Source organism: Collinsella tanakaei (assembly GCF_021531055.1).
Taxonomy (GTDB): Bacteria; Actinomycetota; Coriobacteriia; order Coriobacteriales; family Coriobacteriaceae; genus Collinsella; species Collinsella tanakaei_B.
The window spans coordinates 297,594-312,003 of sequence record NZ_JADYTL010000002.1; the positions used below are offsets into that span (position 1 = coordinate 297,594).

General features: G+C 66.9%; 8 protein-coding genes. 2 read left to right on the plus strand and 6 right to left on the minus strand.

Annotation, left to right across the window (positions count from 1 at the left end):
- Positions 1-401: 401 nt before the first annotated feature.
- From xdh to I6E04_RS03525, 5 genes are all read right to left on the minus strand, one after another.
- Positions 402-3,155: a selenium-dependent xanthine dehydrogenase gene (xdh, locus tag I6E04_RS03505; protein WP_235421785.1), complete on the minus strand. Its 2,754-nt coding sequence runs from the start codon at positions 3,153-3,155 to the stop codon at positions 402-404.
- Positions 3,156-3,169: 14 nt separating this feature from the next.
- Positions 3,170-3,382: a 4Fe-4S binding protein gene (locus I6E04_RS03510; RefSeq protein ID WP_235421786.1), complete on the minus strand. Its 213-nt coding sequence runs from the start codon at positions 3,380-3,382 to the stop codon at positions 3,170-3,172.
- Positions 3,383-3,486: 104 nt separating this feature from the next.
- Entirely contained in the window at positions 3,487-6,486 is a 3,000-nt protein-coding gene (gene ygfK, locus I6E04_RS03515) for a putative selenate reductase subunit YgfK (protein ID WP_235421787.1), read from the minus strand.
- 112 nt (positions 6,487-6,598) lie between these two features.
- Entirely contained in the window at positions 6,599-7,951 is a 1,353-nt protein-coding gene (ssnA, locus tag I6E04_RS03520) for a putative aminohydrolase SsnA (protein ID WP_235421788.1), read from the minus strand.
- A gap of 220 nt (positions 7,952-8,171) precedes the next feature.
- Entirely contained in the window at positions 8,172-9,563 is a 1,392-nt protein-coding gene (locus I6E04_RS03525; RefSeq protein ID WP_235421789.1) for a uracil-xanthine permease family protein, read from the minus strand.
- A 446-nt stretch (positions 9,564-10,009) separates the two neighbouring features.
- On the opposite strand from I6E04_RS03525, the gene I6E04_RS03530 reads away from it, so the two are divergent.
- Entirely contained in the window at positions 10,010-10,717 is a 708-nt protein-coding gene (locus I6E04_RS03530; protein WP_235421790.1) for a helix-turn-helix transcriptional regulator, read from the plus strand.
- Between the two features lie 375 nt (positions 10,718-11,092).
- Here the strand turns inward: I6E04_RS03530 and I6E04_RS03535 are convergent, their stop codons facing one another.
- A complete protein-coding gene (locus tag I6E04_RS03535) occupies positions 11,093-11,470 on the minus strand; it encodes a RidA family protein (RefSeq protein ID WP_235421791.1) in 378 nt (125 codons plus the stop codon).
- A 427-nt stretch (positions 11,471-11,897) separates the two neighbouring features.
- Between I6E04_RS03535 and I6E04_RS03540 the strand changes: the two genes are divergently transcribed.
- Complete coding sequence (locus tag I6E04_RS03540) at positions 11,898-14,408, plus strand: U32 family peptidase (RefSeq protein WP_235421792.1); 2,511 nt, start codon at positions 11,898-11,900, stop codon at positions 14,406-14,408.
- Positions 14,409-14,410 lie beyond the last annotated feature (2 nt).

The following is a 14,410-nucleotide window of genomic DNA, read 5'->3' on the forward strand; positions in this document are numbered from 1 at the left end:
ATCCTTGCATCCGGAACTCAGTATTGACAGTGCGGACTCTCTATTGACAGTTGGAACTCCGTATTGACACAAACGGGGCGTTTTAGCCAAGTTCTGTCAGTACAGAGTTTCTGCTGTCAGTACTGAGTCCCCCGTGTCAGTACGGAGTCCCGGCTGTCAGTAGTGAGTCTCAGCTGTCAGTACGGAGCCCCGACGTCAGTACGGAGTTCCCAGTCGCGAGCTTCGACCGCCAGAAAGACGGCGCCCCGCCCGGCACGAAAGCCGAACGGGGCGCCGCGAGATGGGTTGGACGGAACACGTCCCCGATCATCCGATGGGTTGGACGGAACACGTCCCCGATCATCAAAGATGGGTTGGACGGAACACGTCCCCGATCATCGAACACGTCCCCGATCATCCACCTAGCGCGTGTAGTACGTGTCCTCCAGCGGCAGCTTGGTGCGGTAGACGCCGTCGAGCGCGTAGTAGGCGCCCGCCACGGCCTGGGCCGTGGGGATCGTGGCGATCTCGCCGATGCCCTTGGCACCGTAGCCCACGGGCAGTAGCTCGTCTTTCTCCACGTAGATGGCGTTGATGAACGGGATGTCCGTGGAGCGGAAGAGCCCCAGCGTACCGAACTTGGCCTGCGGGACGCCATCGACGAGCGGGAAGTCCTCGGTCAGCGCGTAACCCATGCCCATGAGCACACCGCCCTCGATCTGACCCTGGATGGCGATGGGGTTCACCACCTTGCCGGAGTCGTGCGCGGCGTGGACCTCGGTCACGCGGCCGTCGTCGTCCAGGATCACGACGTGCGTCGCGTAGCCGTAGGCCACGTGGCTCTTGGGGTTGGGCACATCGGCACCCAGCTTGTCGGTCTTCTCCAGGTACTCGTAGGAGAACTCGCGGCCCTCGAGCGCCGCCAGCGAGGTGGTCGGGTCGGCGGGGTGTATCGCGGAGCCCGGACCCGCATACGGCGTGCCGTCGGCGTACTCCACGACGAAGCCGTCACCGTGGGCAACGACGGGCTCGCACGAAACCTCGTCGCCCGCCTCGACCGCCAGCATGGCGTCGCGCAGCAGGAAGGCGGCGCCGCGCACGGCCTCACCGGTGATGAGGGTCTGGCGCGAGCCGGAGGTGGTGCCGGAGTCCGGCGCGTTCTCGGTGGAGCACTCGCCGTTGACGATGTGCGACAGCGGCAGGCGCGTGGCCTCGGCCACGTCCTGCAAAAAGACGGTGTTGCAGCCCTGGCCGATGTCGGAGGTCGCCGAGTACACCACGGCGCGGCCGTCCTCCACGCGGATCTTGCAGCGGCCCGCGTCGGGCAGGCCCACGCCCACGCCGGCGTTCTTCATGGCGCAGGCGATGCCGGCATGACCCGGATGCGCGTCAAAGACGTCCTTCACGGCGAGCAAGGTCTCCTTGAGCGCCGTCGAGCAGTCGGCGATCTGGCCGTTGGGCAGCACCTTACCGGGCTCGATGGCATTGCGGTAGCGGATCTCCCACGGGCTGATGCCGACCTCCTCGGCCAGCAGGTTGATGAGCATCTCGAGGGCAAACTCGCTCTGGCACACGCCGAAGCCGCGGAAGGCGCCCGCCGGCGGGTTGTTGGTGTACCAGCCAAAGCCGCGGATGTCGGTGTTCTGGTAGCAGTACGGACCGACCGAGTGTGTGCAGGCGCGCTCGAGCACCGGGCCGCACAGCGACGCATAGGCGCCCGTGTCGAAGTTGATCTCGCAGTCCAGGCCCGTGAAGATGCCGTTCTCGTCGCAACCGAGCGTGAATGTGCCCTCCATGGCGTGGCGCTTGGGATGGAACTTGATGGACTCCTCGCGCGTGAGACGGCACTTGACCGGGCGATTCACCGCGAGCGCGGCGAGCGCCGCCAGGTGCTGGACGGACACGTCCTCCTTGCCGCCGAAGCCGCCGCCCACGAGCATGGTCTCCACGACCACGCGCTCCGGGGTGGCATCCCAGCCGAGCATGTGGGCGATCTCCTTGCGGGAGTCGTAGGCACCCTGGTCGGACGAGCACACCTTGACGCCGTCCTTGTAGGGGAAGGCCACGGCGCACTCGGGCTCCAAGAAGGCGTGCTCGGTGAAGGGTGTGGTGAAGGTGCGTGTCACCTTGTGCGCGGAGTTCGCGAGCGCCGTCGCCGCGTCGCCGCGGACCACGTGGCGCTGCTGGCAGATGTTGTTCTCGAGTTCGACCCAGTTACCGAAGGCCAGGAACTTATCGTGGAGCACCGGGGCGTCGTCGGCGCGGGCCTCGGCGATGCTCCGCACGGGCTCGAGCTCCTCGTAGGTGATCTTGACGAGCTTCTTGGCGCGCTCGAGCGTGGCGGCATCCTCGGCCACCACAAGGGCGATGGCGTCGCCCACGCAGCGGGTGACGTCGCCCTCGGCGATCATGACGTCCCAGTCGTAGATGAGGTGGCCCACCGCGTTCACCGGCACGTCGGCCGCGGTCAGGACGGCGAGCACGCCGGGCAGGGCGCGGGCACGGTCCGCATCGATCTTGACCACGCGGGCGCGCGGGTACTTGGAGCGCACGGCGGAGGCGTACGTGAGGTCGGGGAAGTCCGTCTCGTCGATGTCGTCGGGGTACTTGCCGTAGCCGAGCACCTTTCGGCGCACGTCCACGCGGAAGGCTCGCTCGCCCACGCCGTAGCGCTCGCCGCGCTCGAGCTCGGAATCGATCTGGGCCTCGCCGCGCAGGATGGCGGCGGCGAGTGCTATGCCCTCGATGATCTTCTTGTATCCCGTGCAGCGGCAGACGTTGCCCTTGATGGCTTCCTTGATCTGGTCCTCGGTGGGGTCGGCGACCTTGTGGATGAGGCCCGCACCCGCCATCACCATGCCGGGGATGCAAAAGCCGCACTGCACGGCGCCCACCGCGCCGAAGGCGTAGACGAAGGCCTCCTGCTCGGCTGTGGGCAGGCCCTCGACGGTCACGATGTCGCGGCCGGCGGCGAGCTCGGTGGTGAGCACGCAGGCCTTGACGGCGTGATCGTCGACGAGGATCGTGCAGGTGCCGCACGCGCCCTCCGAGCAGCCGTCCTTGGCGGAATGGATGTGCAGGTCGTCACGCAGGTAGCGCAGAAGCGGCTTCTTCTCGGTGACCGTGCGCTCGACGCCGTTGACGGTGAAGGTATAGCTCACCGGCTGTTTTGCCATGGCGATACCCCTCTCTATTCAGCTGCGGCGAAGATGCCGAGCGTATCGTGGATGACGTGCTTGGGGCACTTGGTCGCGCACATGCCGCAGCTGATGCAGCGGGCGTAGTCGATGGCGGCCTGCTTGTCGACGACGTGCATGGCGCCGCAGGGGCACACGCGCTCGCACATGCCGCAGCCGATGCAGCCCTCATCGGCGACCCAGATCTGATGGGTGGTCTCGGTCATGATTCCCCTCCATTGGGACGGTACCGGACACCGGGGATGTCCCGAAACGCCCCGGCCCTTTTGGGACATCGGGCGCGGGAACATCCCCGAATACGTGGCGGACGTTACTCGCAGAACAGGTAGCCGTAGGAGTCGCGCACCGCGGCGATGGTGCGGCGCACGGCGTCGGGCACGCCGCAGCCGGCGTCGTCCACGTCCACGACGCGGATCTCGCCGCCCAGACGCACGGAGAACTTCCCGTCGGCGAGCTTCATGAAGCCGTCGTTCTCGGAGGCGAGCATGTCGTCGCCGCTCCAGAACAGCGTGAGTTTATCCTTGTAGGGACGGCCGGTCTCATACGGGCAGAACACGGCGCAGTTGCCGCACTCGTTGCACATGCCGTCAACATGGACGACCTGCTGCTTGTCGAGGCCGGGCACCTCGATCGCCACGTTGGCGCGGTTGGGGCACACGTCGCAGCAGACCTCGCACACCGCGGCGCAGCCGAGGCAGCGGGTGTGGGTGCAGGTTGCCTTGTCGCGGCAGAGGTTGCCCTTCTTGGCGATGGAGGCCGCGACATCCAGCTGCTCGTTGGCGTCCGCGTAGTGGTTGAAGTCGACGTTCGCGATCGCGCGGGCGACCTCGGCGGCGTCGGCGATGGCCTCGACGACGGTCGCCGGACCGCGACGGCAGTCGCCTGCGGCCCACACGCCGGCCACACCGGTGGCCACGCCGGCCGGACGGCCGCGGCGGTCGACCTCGACGCCGGCGCCCTCGTAGAGCGACGCGTCGATGCGCTCGCCCACCGCGCAGATCACGGTGGTGGCGGGCACGGTCACGGTCTCACCGGTCGGCTCGGGCGCACGGCGGCCGGAGGCGTCCGGCTCGCCGAGGCGCATGACGTTGCAGGTGAGCTCGCCGTCGGCCAGCGACACCGGGGCGAGCAGCTCCATGAACTCCACGCCGTCTTCGAGCGCGAAGTCCAGCTCCTCCTCGTCGGCGGGCATCTGGGCCTTGGTGCGGCGGTAGACCAGGCGGACGTTCTCCACGCCGGCGGCGCGCTTGGCCACGCGGGCGGCGTCCATGGCGGTGTTGCCGGCGCCGATGACCACGACGTCGGTGCCGAGCGACAGCGTCTCGGGCGCCTTCTTGGCGGCCTCGAGGAACTCGAGGACGTCGAGCTCGGCACCCTCGCCCAGGCCCGCGGAGCCGGGCAACCAGGCGCCGGTCGCCACGACGACGTCGGTGTAGCCCTCGGCACGCAGGGCGTCGATGGACTCGACGCGGGCGTTCAGCTTGACCTCGACGCCGAAGGCGCGGCAGAGCTCGACGTCGGCGTCGATGTCGGCGCTCGCGATGCGGAACTCGGGGATCACGTGGCGCACGATGCCGCCGAGTGTGTCCTTGGCCTCGAAGATCGTGACGGGCACGCCCGCGCGCGACAGGAAGAACGCCACGGCGAGGCCGGCCGGGCCGCCACCGATGACGGCGACGTTCTTATCGGAGACCTTCTCGGAGGCCCCGGCCTTGAGGCGCGGCAGCACGCTGTTGAACGCCTCGTGCGCGGCGCGCAGCTTGCTCGCGCGGATCTGGGCGCCCTCGGGCTCGTAGAAGGCGCGCTCGCAGCTCTTGCCGCAGGGGTGCGGGCAGATGGTGCCGGTGATGTGCGGCAGCGCGTTGCGCTCGATGATGATGGAGAACGCGTCCTCGAAGCGGCCCTCCTCCACGGCGGCCAGGTAGGCCGGGATGTCCTGCGAGATGGGGCAGCCGGTGCGGCAGGGCGCGGTGAAGCAGTCCATGAGCGGCGTGCCGCCGGGCACCTTGGCCGAGGGCAGCTTGCGCAGCGGGTTGCGGTAGAGCGGGCTCACGAGCGAATCCTCCTGGATCGCCACGACGGCGTCGAGCGAGATGCCCTCGAACGCGCGACCGTCCAGATCCTCGAACTCGCCGGCGATCTGACTCATGCGCTCATAGCCGCCGGGCTTGAGCACGTCGGTCGCCATGGTGATCGGCCAGATGCCCGCGTCGTACAGCGAGCGGATGTTGTAGACCGTCGCACCGCCGGAGTAGGAGATGCGCAGCTTGCCACAGAACTGCTCGGTGATACGGCGCGCCACCTCGATGGTGAGCGAGAACAGCGTGCGACCGGACATGTACATCTCGTCGCTCGGCAGCTCGCCGCGGGTCACGTCGACCGGGAAGGTGTTGGTGAGCTTGACGCCGAAGTCCAAACCGCGCTCGGCGCACAGGGCCATCAGGCGCTCGAACATAGGCACGGCATCTTCCCATTGCAGGTCCTCGACGAAATGGCGGTCGTCGAAGGCGATGTAGTCGAAGCCGAGCTCGTTCAGGCGCGCACGGGCGAAGTCGTAGCCCAGAAGCGTCGGGTTGCACTTGATGTAGGTGTTGAGGTTCTTCTCGGTGATGAGGTAGGTGGCGATGCGCTCGATCTCGGCGGGCGGGCAGCCGTGCAGCGTGGACTCGGTGATGGAGTTGGACACGCGCGCCGGGATGGAGTCGACAAACGCGGCGTCGACGTTCTGGAAGCGGTCGAGGTTGGCCAGCGCCCACTCACGGCACTCGGCCCACACCTCGGAGCCGGAGGCGTCCTTCATGCCCTCGATGTAGGCGTCGACCTTCGGCGACTTGATGCCCTCCAGATCGTATCCCACGCTCATGTTGAACACGAAACCGTCGGGTTCGCCCAGGCCGTACTCGCGGGCGATCAGGTGGCAGGCGAACCAGGCCTTGACGTACTCGGCATAGGCCTGCGGCACCTCGAGCTCGGTGGACCACTCGCAGTTGTAGCACTCGTCAGCGGCGGTGATGCAGGGCTTGTTCACGCAGGCCGACAGCTCCTCACCGTCCATGACCTGGACGGTCTTGAGCTCGAAGAAGCGCGAGCCGGCCACGTAGGCGGCGATGATGTTCTGCGCGAGCTGCGTGTTGGGGCCGGCGGCCGGGCCGAAGGGCGTCTCGATCTTCTCGTCGAAGATCGGCAGGGCGCCGGCGGCGTTGGCGCGCACGATCTTGCGCACGCCGAAGATCGAGCCGGACTCGTCGTGCTCGGTCATCACCCAGTTCATCAGATTCGAAAACGGAATGGGCCTCATGATGTCGCTCATTGTCATATCCCCTCTTATCGATGGGTTGGTTGGGGACGTGTTCCATCCAACCCCTTCAATCCCTCTTGATGGGTTGGAGGGAACACGTCCCCCAACCAACCCGTTCACGTCTTTAGTAGGTGCGACCGTTCAGCTCGCCCCAAAGCTTCTTGCTCTGCTCCATGGTCCAGGCGTTGATGCGCTCCTCGTCGAAGGCCACGAACTCGCGGTCGCGGTAGAGCACCTTGCCGTTGACGATCGTGGTGCGGCAGTTCTTGCCCATCATGCCGAACAGCATATGGCCGTCGACGTTCTCCTCGGAAAACGGCGTGAACTTGTTGTAGTCCATCACGATCACGTCGGCGGCGGCACCGGGCGCCAGCACGCCGATCTTGCGACCGAAGTATTCGCTCGCCATGGCGGGGTTGTTCTGGAAGAGCATCGTCATGGCCTCGCCCCAGCCCACGTTGGGCATGGCGGCGTTGTGACGCTGGATGACGAGGAAGACCTTCAGGCTCTCGAGCATGTCGTGCGTGTAGGCGTCGGTGCCCATGTGCACCGGGATGCCGCGACGGAAGAACTCGAGCACCGGCGCGCAGCCCACGGCGTTGCCCATGTTGGACTCGGGGTTGTTGACGATATGGGTACCGGTCTCCTTGATGATGTCCATCTCGGCGGGCGTGACGTGGATGCAGTGACCGAGCATCGTGCGCGGGCCGAGCAGGTCGTGCTGCAGCAGGCGCTCGATCGGCGAGATGCCGCCGCGGTTCTTCCGGCTGTCCCATACGTCGTTCATGCCCTCGCACACGTGGATGTGGAAGCCGGTGAGGCCGCCATTGGCCTCGGCCATCTTGTCCATCGTCTCGTCGGACAGCGTGAAGGTGGCGTGTCCGCCGAACATCGCGGCGATCATGGAGTTGCCCTCGGCCTGGGCCTTCGCGGCCCACTGCGCGAACTCGGCGTTCTCGGCGATCGACTGGTCGCGCTTGGCATCGCCGCGGCGGTCGGAGGTCTCGTAGCACAGGCACGCGCGGATGCCCGTCTCCTCGCAGACGTCCTTGATGGCAAAGAGGGACCCCGGGATCTCGCAGAAGCTCGCGTGGTGGTCGAAGATCGTGGTCACGCCGTCGCGCAGGCTGTCGAGCACCGTGGCGTAGGCGCTCGCGCGGGTGCCATCCAGTGTGAGGTTGTCATCGATCTTCCACCACTGCTGCTCGAGGTTCTCGAGGAAGTTGGTGGGGTTGCAGCCCTTGATGGCAAGGCCGCGAGCCAGGCCGGAATAGATGTGGGTATGGCAGTTCACGAGACCCGGCATGATGATGCCGCCGTGCGCGTCGACGTACTCGGCGCCGGGGTTGGCGGCGGTCAGCTCGCCTTCATCCCCCACCGCAACGATGGAATCTCCGTCGATCAGGACCGCGCCGCGCTCCAGATACGGCATCTCCTCGTCGCGAGTGACGACCGACCCGTTACCTACGATAAGCATGGGTTCTCCCTTCGTCGTCAAGGCGGGGTTTAACACCTCGGACATATGTTGTTGCGACGCGTCTCGGCCCGAGCCGGCGGGCGGGCACCTCCCCCGTCCTACGCGCACGCCCGGCGCGGTGTGCCGGGCGGATTATCCCTCGTCGCGCACGGTGCGGCGGATGGGACGCCGGACCGCGCGAGAGGGCGCCCTGCCGCACGGGACCGGGCGCCTGAGTCGCCTACTTCTTGTGATCGGGCAGCACGGCGCCGACCGCGGCCTCCTTGGCGGCGTCGACATGGCGGTCGACCGGAGGCGTCGGGGGAAGGATGAGGTTCAGGATGATGGCCATGATGGCGCAGGGAGTGATGGCGTTGGAGCCGACGACCGTCGAGATCCACGTGGGCATGCCCTCGCCGGCAAGGCAGCCGGAGGCCATCCAGATGCCGAGGCCGAACACGACGGACGTGCCGACGATGGTGGCGACGCGCTGGGTCAGGCCCTCCTTGGTGAACATGCGGATGCCGTTCATGGTGATGGTGCCGAACACGCCGACGGTCGCGCCGCCGATGACCGGCTGCGGGATGGCGGTCAGCAGGGCGGACAGCTGCGGGAAGAGGCCGGCGAGCGCGAAGACCGCCGCCACGATGGCGAACACCCACTTGTTGATGACCTTGTTGGAGGCGATGATGCCGACGTTCTGGCCGAGCGCGCTGGTGGGCAGGCCGCCGATGAAGGCGGAGATGATGCTCGTCACGCCCTGCGACACGATGGCGCCGGACAGCTCGCGCTCCTCAGGCATGCGGTCGATGGAACCCAGGCAGGCGGCGGAGACGTCGCCGATGACCTGGATGGCGACCATCGGGTAGACCACGGCGAGCGTGATGCAGACCTCGGGATGGAACTCGAGGGCATAGGGCATGAGCTTGGGCAGGGCGAAGACGCCGGCGCTGCCCACGCTCGAGAAGTCGAGCATACCGAAGGGCGCGGACACGATAATGCCCACGATCATGCCGAAGAACACGCTGCCGAGCTTGAGGGTGCCCTTGGTGAAGTTGGACAGGAAGAACACGACCGCGAACGTGATGAGCGCCACGATCCAGCTCTGCGGGGTGCCCCAGATGGGCGTGCCCTCGCCGCCGGCCATGTACTTGACGGCCGTCGGGTACAGCGACACGCCGATCGTGAAGATGACCGTGCCGGTCACGACGGGCGGGAACAGGTTCTTGAGCTTGCTGTAGAACAGACCGAACAGGATCGCCGCGATACCGCCGACGATCTCGCCGCCGAGCAGGGAGCCGAACGAGAAGTCGGCACCCATGGCCTGCAGCGCCGGCAGGAAGGCGAACGAGACGCCCATGACGATGGGCAGGCCGCCGCCGATGCGGCGGAACGGGGCGAACGCTTGGAGCGCTGTGTCGATCGCCGACAGGATCAGCGCCACCTGGATGATGTCGGTGCGCGCCTGGGCGTCCCAGTTGTACACCGACGCGATGATGATCGCCGGGGTGATGATGCCCGCGAACGAGGCCAGCACGTGCTGGAGCGCGCAGGGCACCATATCCTTGATGGGGGGCATTCCCTCGCGCGTGAACAGCGCATCATGCGAGGAGGCCGTGATGCCGTTTGCCATATCAGACCACTACTTTCTTCCAGGCCGCGGGGTGCCGTACCCGCAGCATTCCAGTTGCACCAATCGTAAGATAGGAAATTCTCATGTTCAATAATAATTTTTTACCACTCGCCAAACGGTAGGTTGAAGCCCGTAAGTGCGACCGATACGGAATGTGCCCGCAGAGCGTGAAAACACCCCGGCGACTTTTTTACATTGGCCTATGTCCGCATAGGCCAATGTAAAAAAGTCGCCGGGGTGTTTTCACGCGCAGGGCCTCCGCGCGACCGCTCGCCGACCATAAGCAACCGCTCACGTGGGTTGAAGCGCTCGGCATGGGTCCTGCCGGTGTCCTTTCCACCTTCGCTTCTTCTCATTACCCTCGCGTGCGTATAATAAAACCTAACCGATGAAAAATTGTTATCGCAGTAGCATATATTCGGTTCTGCGCCGTCGAATGGAGCATCATGAACGCGACCGTCAAGAGTTTCGTACCCCTCGTCGACTTCCTCGAGGCCGTCTTGGGCGCAAACAGCGAGATCGTCCTGCACGACTTCACCGATCCCGACCACTCCATCGTCGACATCCGCAACGCGCACGTCTCCGGCCGCACCATCGGCGCGCCCGCGACCGACCTCGCCGTCAAGATCATGAACGGCGCCTATGCCGACCGCGATTTCGTCGCCGGCTACACCACCCGCAGCGCGGGCAACAAGGCGCTGCGCTCCGCATCATTCATCATCCGCGAAGACGGCCGCTGCGTGGGCATGATGTGCATCAACACCGACGTCTCGCTGCTCAACCGACTCGACGCCCTCGTGCAGCAGATCGTGACGGCCTACGGCGGCGTCCCGACATCCGAGTCCGCCGCCGGCACCGAGGCGCCCACCGCACCCGTCCTGCCGATCCACACCGCCGCCTCGGGCGCCCACGAGGTCGAGAGCCTCACCGACTCGACGCAGGACCTCATCGCCCGCAACATCGAGGACCTCGTCGCCGAGCGTGGCCTTTCCATCGACAAGCTCGGGCAGGCCGAGCGCGTCGACATCATCCGCACGCTCAACGCCAACGGCATGTTCCTGCTCAAAGGTGCTGTCGCCAGCTGTGCGGAGACCATGGGGATCTCGGAGCCGAGCGTCTATCGCTACCTGCAGAAGGTTCGCAAAGAGGGCTGATCACACGGAGCTGGCAGGACGCCGCAACGCGTTGTGCTGCGTTTTCGCCCGATTCGTCGTCCTTTCTTCCCACGTTTCGGCGCTACTCCGTTTACGGTTCGGTTTTGCGGGCGCCTCTCGAGTACACGCGCGTTCCGCGTTCACGTTTGCGCAGGTCACGGCCTTGTCCGTTGTTCGTCTATATTACGAGATCGCTCAAAACCGAACCCTAAACGTCATCACGGCTCCTGGCACCCTGCGTGCGACACGTATCCGCCGTTTTCCCACCTTCGTTTCCTGCGATTTCGGCGCAGCGTGACCTTCCAAACCAGAACAAGGGGCCGTGCACATGCACGACCCCTTGTACCGTTTGCCTGTTTGCGGGGAAATCCGCGACTACAGCGCGGCGATGACCTCGATCTCGACCAGGCCACCGGCGGGAAGCGCGCCCACCTGCACGGCGCTGCGCGCCGGGAACGGCTGGGAGAACTTGGAGGCGTAGATCTCGTTCACCTTGGCGAAATCGGCGATATCGGCCAGGAAGACCGTCGTCTTGACCACGTTGTCGAAAGTGGCGCCGGCGGCGGCGAGCAGGGCCTCGACGTTGGCGAGCGACTGGGTCGCCTGCGCCTCGACGCCCTCGGGCATCTTGCCGGTCGCAGGGTCGATGCCGAGCTGGCCGGACAAAAAGACCATGTTGCCCGTCTTGATGCCGGCGGAATAGGGGCCGAGCGCCGCGGGGGCCTTGTCGGATGCGATGACGTTCTTGTCCATGATCTGCTCCTTCGTTGCAGGTTGCCTACGTGCATCCACAACGGACGCCGGAATCCGGAGGCTATGGTGGACTTCGGCATCCGTTGCGTATCGGGCCTAAAGCACGAACGGCCCGGCGCTTTCGCGCTGCTTCCGATGCTAGCTCACGCTCTCACCGGTTGCAAGAAAATTATCACGTGTGAGAAAGTTTTATCCGTAGGCGGCGGCGTGCGACGGTTGAATGGGAAAAGCGCCGACCCCCCTCGCTCCCCAGGGCTGTCCGGCATGCGTCCGGACAGCGCTGCGCATCCCGTTGCGTGCTCGTCGGTGAACATACCGCTCGACCCGTGGCGAAATGGTACGGCCCTGCGCACCACACGGCTCTTGCGCGGGGCGCACGGTATACTCAGGGGCTGGAAAACCCGAACGATCAGCTGGAAAGAAGCGTATGAGCACATCTTCTGCCGAACGGCTCACGTCCGCACGCCATCCCGAACTGCTCTCCCCCGCCGGCGGGCCCGAGGCCTTCGCCGCCGCCGTCGCCGCGGGAGCCGATGCCATCTACTGCGGCATGGGCGCGTTCAACGCCCGGCGCAAGGCGACGAACTTCACCGACGAGGCCTTCGAGGCGGCCTGCCGCATGGCGCACCTCGCCGGCACGCGCGTCTACGTGACCGTGAACATCGTCATCAAGGACGCCGAGATGGCCGATGCGCTCGAACTCGTCCGCCGCTGCGCGCAGCTGGGCGCCGACGCCTTCATCATCCAGGACTGGGGCCTGTTCTTTGAGATCGGTCGCCTCATGCCCGACCTCGAGCTGCACGTATCCACGCAGGCGAACATCCACGACCTGCGCGCGACCCGCTGGTGCCGCGACGCGGGCGCCGACCGCGTGACGCTGTCGCGCGAGCTGTCGATCCCCGAGATCGCCAAGATCTCGCAGGCGGGCGTGGACCTCGAGGTGTTCGCCCACGGCTCGATCTGCTTCTCGTACTCGGGCGTGTGCCTGCTGTCGAGCTTCGCTTGCGCGGGCCGCTCGGCGAACCGCGGCATGTGCGCGCAGCCCTGCCGCCTACCCTACGAGCTGCTCGACGAGAACGGCGCACCCATCCCCACACCCGGCCGCGAGCGCGCCCTGTGCCCACGCGACAACTGCACCGCCGAGCTGCTGCCCGAACTGATCGAGGCCGGCGCCGGCGCCCTCAAGCTCGAGGGTCGCATGAAGGCATCCGACTACGTCCACTCGGTGACCCGCGCCTACCGCGAGGCCCTCGACGACGCGCTGGGACGCACCACGTCCGCCCCCGATGACCTGCGCGACCGTGCGCGCCGCCTCAAGCGCTGCTTCAATCGCGACTTCACGAGCGCCTACCAGCACGGCACCTCGGGCGACGAGATGATGAGCTACGAGCGCTCCAACAACCGCGGCCAGACCGTGGGCGAGGTGCTGGACAGCCGTCGCGCCAACAACCCCGCCGGCCTGCACCCGGACGACCGGCGCGTGCGCGCGGCCATCGTGCGCATCCGTCTCGACGAGCCGGTCGGCAAGGGAGACCTGCTCGAGCTGCGCCACGATGACGAGTTCGACCGGTTTTTGACCGTCACCGTCCGCGAGGACGCGCCGGCGGGTTCCGTCATCGAGTGCCGCGCCGCCCGTGCCATGCCGCGCGGCGCCATCGTGCGCCTCATCCGCAGCCAGGCCGCGCTCGACGAGGCCGCCGCTGCGCTCCATCGCGACGTCCCGCGCAAGCGCGCCGTCGACGTGCGCATCCGCGCCCGTATCGGCGAGGCCTTCTCGGTCGAGCTCGCCTGCAGCGACGATCCGGCCTTCACCGCGGCGGCAAGCGGCTTTACCGTCGAGCCGGCGCGCACCCGCCCCGTCACCGCCGACGATCTGATCGAGCATGTGGGACGTATGGGGTCGTCGCCCTTCGAGGCGGCATCCTTTACGGTCGAGCTGGACGAGGGCTGCGGCATGGGCTTTTCCGCCGTGCACAAGGTGCGCGCCGCCGCATGCGAGGCGCTCGAGCGGGTCATGCTCGACGGCTGCCGCATGCGCGCCGAGCGCCTGAGCGAGCTGCCCGCGTTCGAGCGGACCGCCCTCACCGCAGCCACCGATGAGGCCTGCGGGCAAAGTGATTCCGTAGGTGCCGTCATCTGCGCCATCGCGCCGACGCTCGACGCCGCCGACGCCGCCCGCGCGGCGGGTGCCGAGCGCATCTACATGACCGCCGACGCGCTCGCCGAAGCCGGCCTGACGCCTGACGAGGCGCGTGAGCGCGACATCATCCCGATCCTCGACGAGATCTGCCGCGAGGCCGACCACACCCACGTGGATCCCTGGCTGCAGTCGGGTGCACCCGCCGCGATCGGCAACATCTCCGAGCTCGCCCTCGCCGTCGAACGCGGTGCCGCGCCCGAAGTGCGCAGCTGCGTCCCCGTGCACAACGTCGCGTGCATCCATGCGCTCGAATCGCACGGGGCGGCGGGCCTGTGGCTTTCGCCGGAGCTCACCTTGGACGAGATCGTACGCATCGCCCCGCACGCCGCGGTGCCCGTCGGCATCGTGGTCTCGGGCAAGCCGCGCGTCATGACGAGTGAGCACTGTATCCTGCAGGTCGCCGGCGGCTGCATCCACGACTGCGCGCACTGCCGCCTGCGGGCCCGCGACCTTTCCCTGCGCAACATCGACGGCAAGGTGCTACCGATCCGCACCGACATCCACGGCCGGTCGCGCCTGTACGACGGTATCCCGCTCGACATCACGCCGCAGCTTCCCCGGCTGCTCTCCGCAGGCCTCACGCGCTTCGCCGTGGATGGCACGCTGATCGACGCCGACGAGCTCGCCCAGCTGGTCTCCCGCGCGCGCCGCGCCCTCGATGCGGCGCAGGCCGGTCGCAAGCCGGCCAAGCGCCTGCCCGGCACCTCGGCCGGTTGCCTGTTCGTGGGGGTCGAGTAATC

Bases quoted from the DNA above. Each gene is read 5' to 3' on its own strand.
- ygfK (WP_235421787.1), bottom strand. From the start codon at position 6,486: ATGAGCGACATCATGAGGCCCATTCCGTTTTCGAATCTGATGAACTGG.
- I6E04_RS03510 (WP_235421786.1), bottom strand. From the start codon at position 3,382: ATGACCGAGACCACCCATCAGATCTGGGTCGCCGATGAGGGCTGCATC.
- ssnA (WP_235421788.1), bottom strand. From the start codon at position 7,951: ATGCTTATCGTAGGTAACGGGTCGGTCGTCACTCGCGACGAGGAGATG.
- I6E04_RS03535 (WP_235421791.1), bottom strand. From the start codon at position 11,470: ATGGACAAGAACGTCATCGCATCCGACAAGGCCCCCGCGGCGCTCGGC.
- I6E04_RS03530 (WP_235421790.1), top strand. From the start codon at position 10,010: ATGAACGCGACCGTCAAGAGTTTCGTACCCCTCGTCGACTTCCTCGAG.
- xdh (WP_235421785.1), bottom strand. From the start codon at position 3,155: ATGGCAAAACAGCCGGTGAGCTATACCTTCACCGTCAACGGCGTCGAG.
- I6E04_RS03525 (WP_235421789.1), bottom strand. From the start codon at position 9,563: ATGGCAAACGGCATCACGGCCTCCTCGCATGATGCGCTGTTCACGCGC.
- I6E04_RS03540 (WP_235421792.1), top strand. From the start codon at position 11,898: ATGAGCACATCTTCTGCCGAACGGCTCACGTCCGCACGCCATCCCGAA.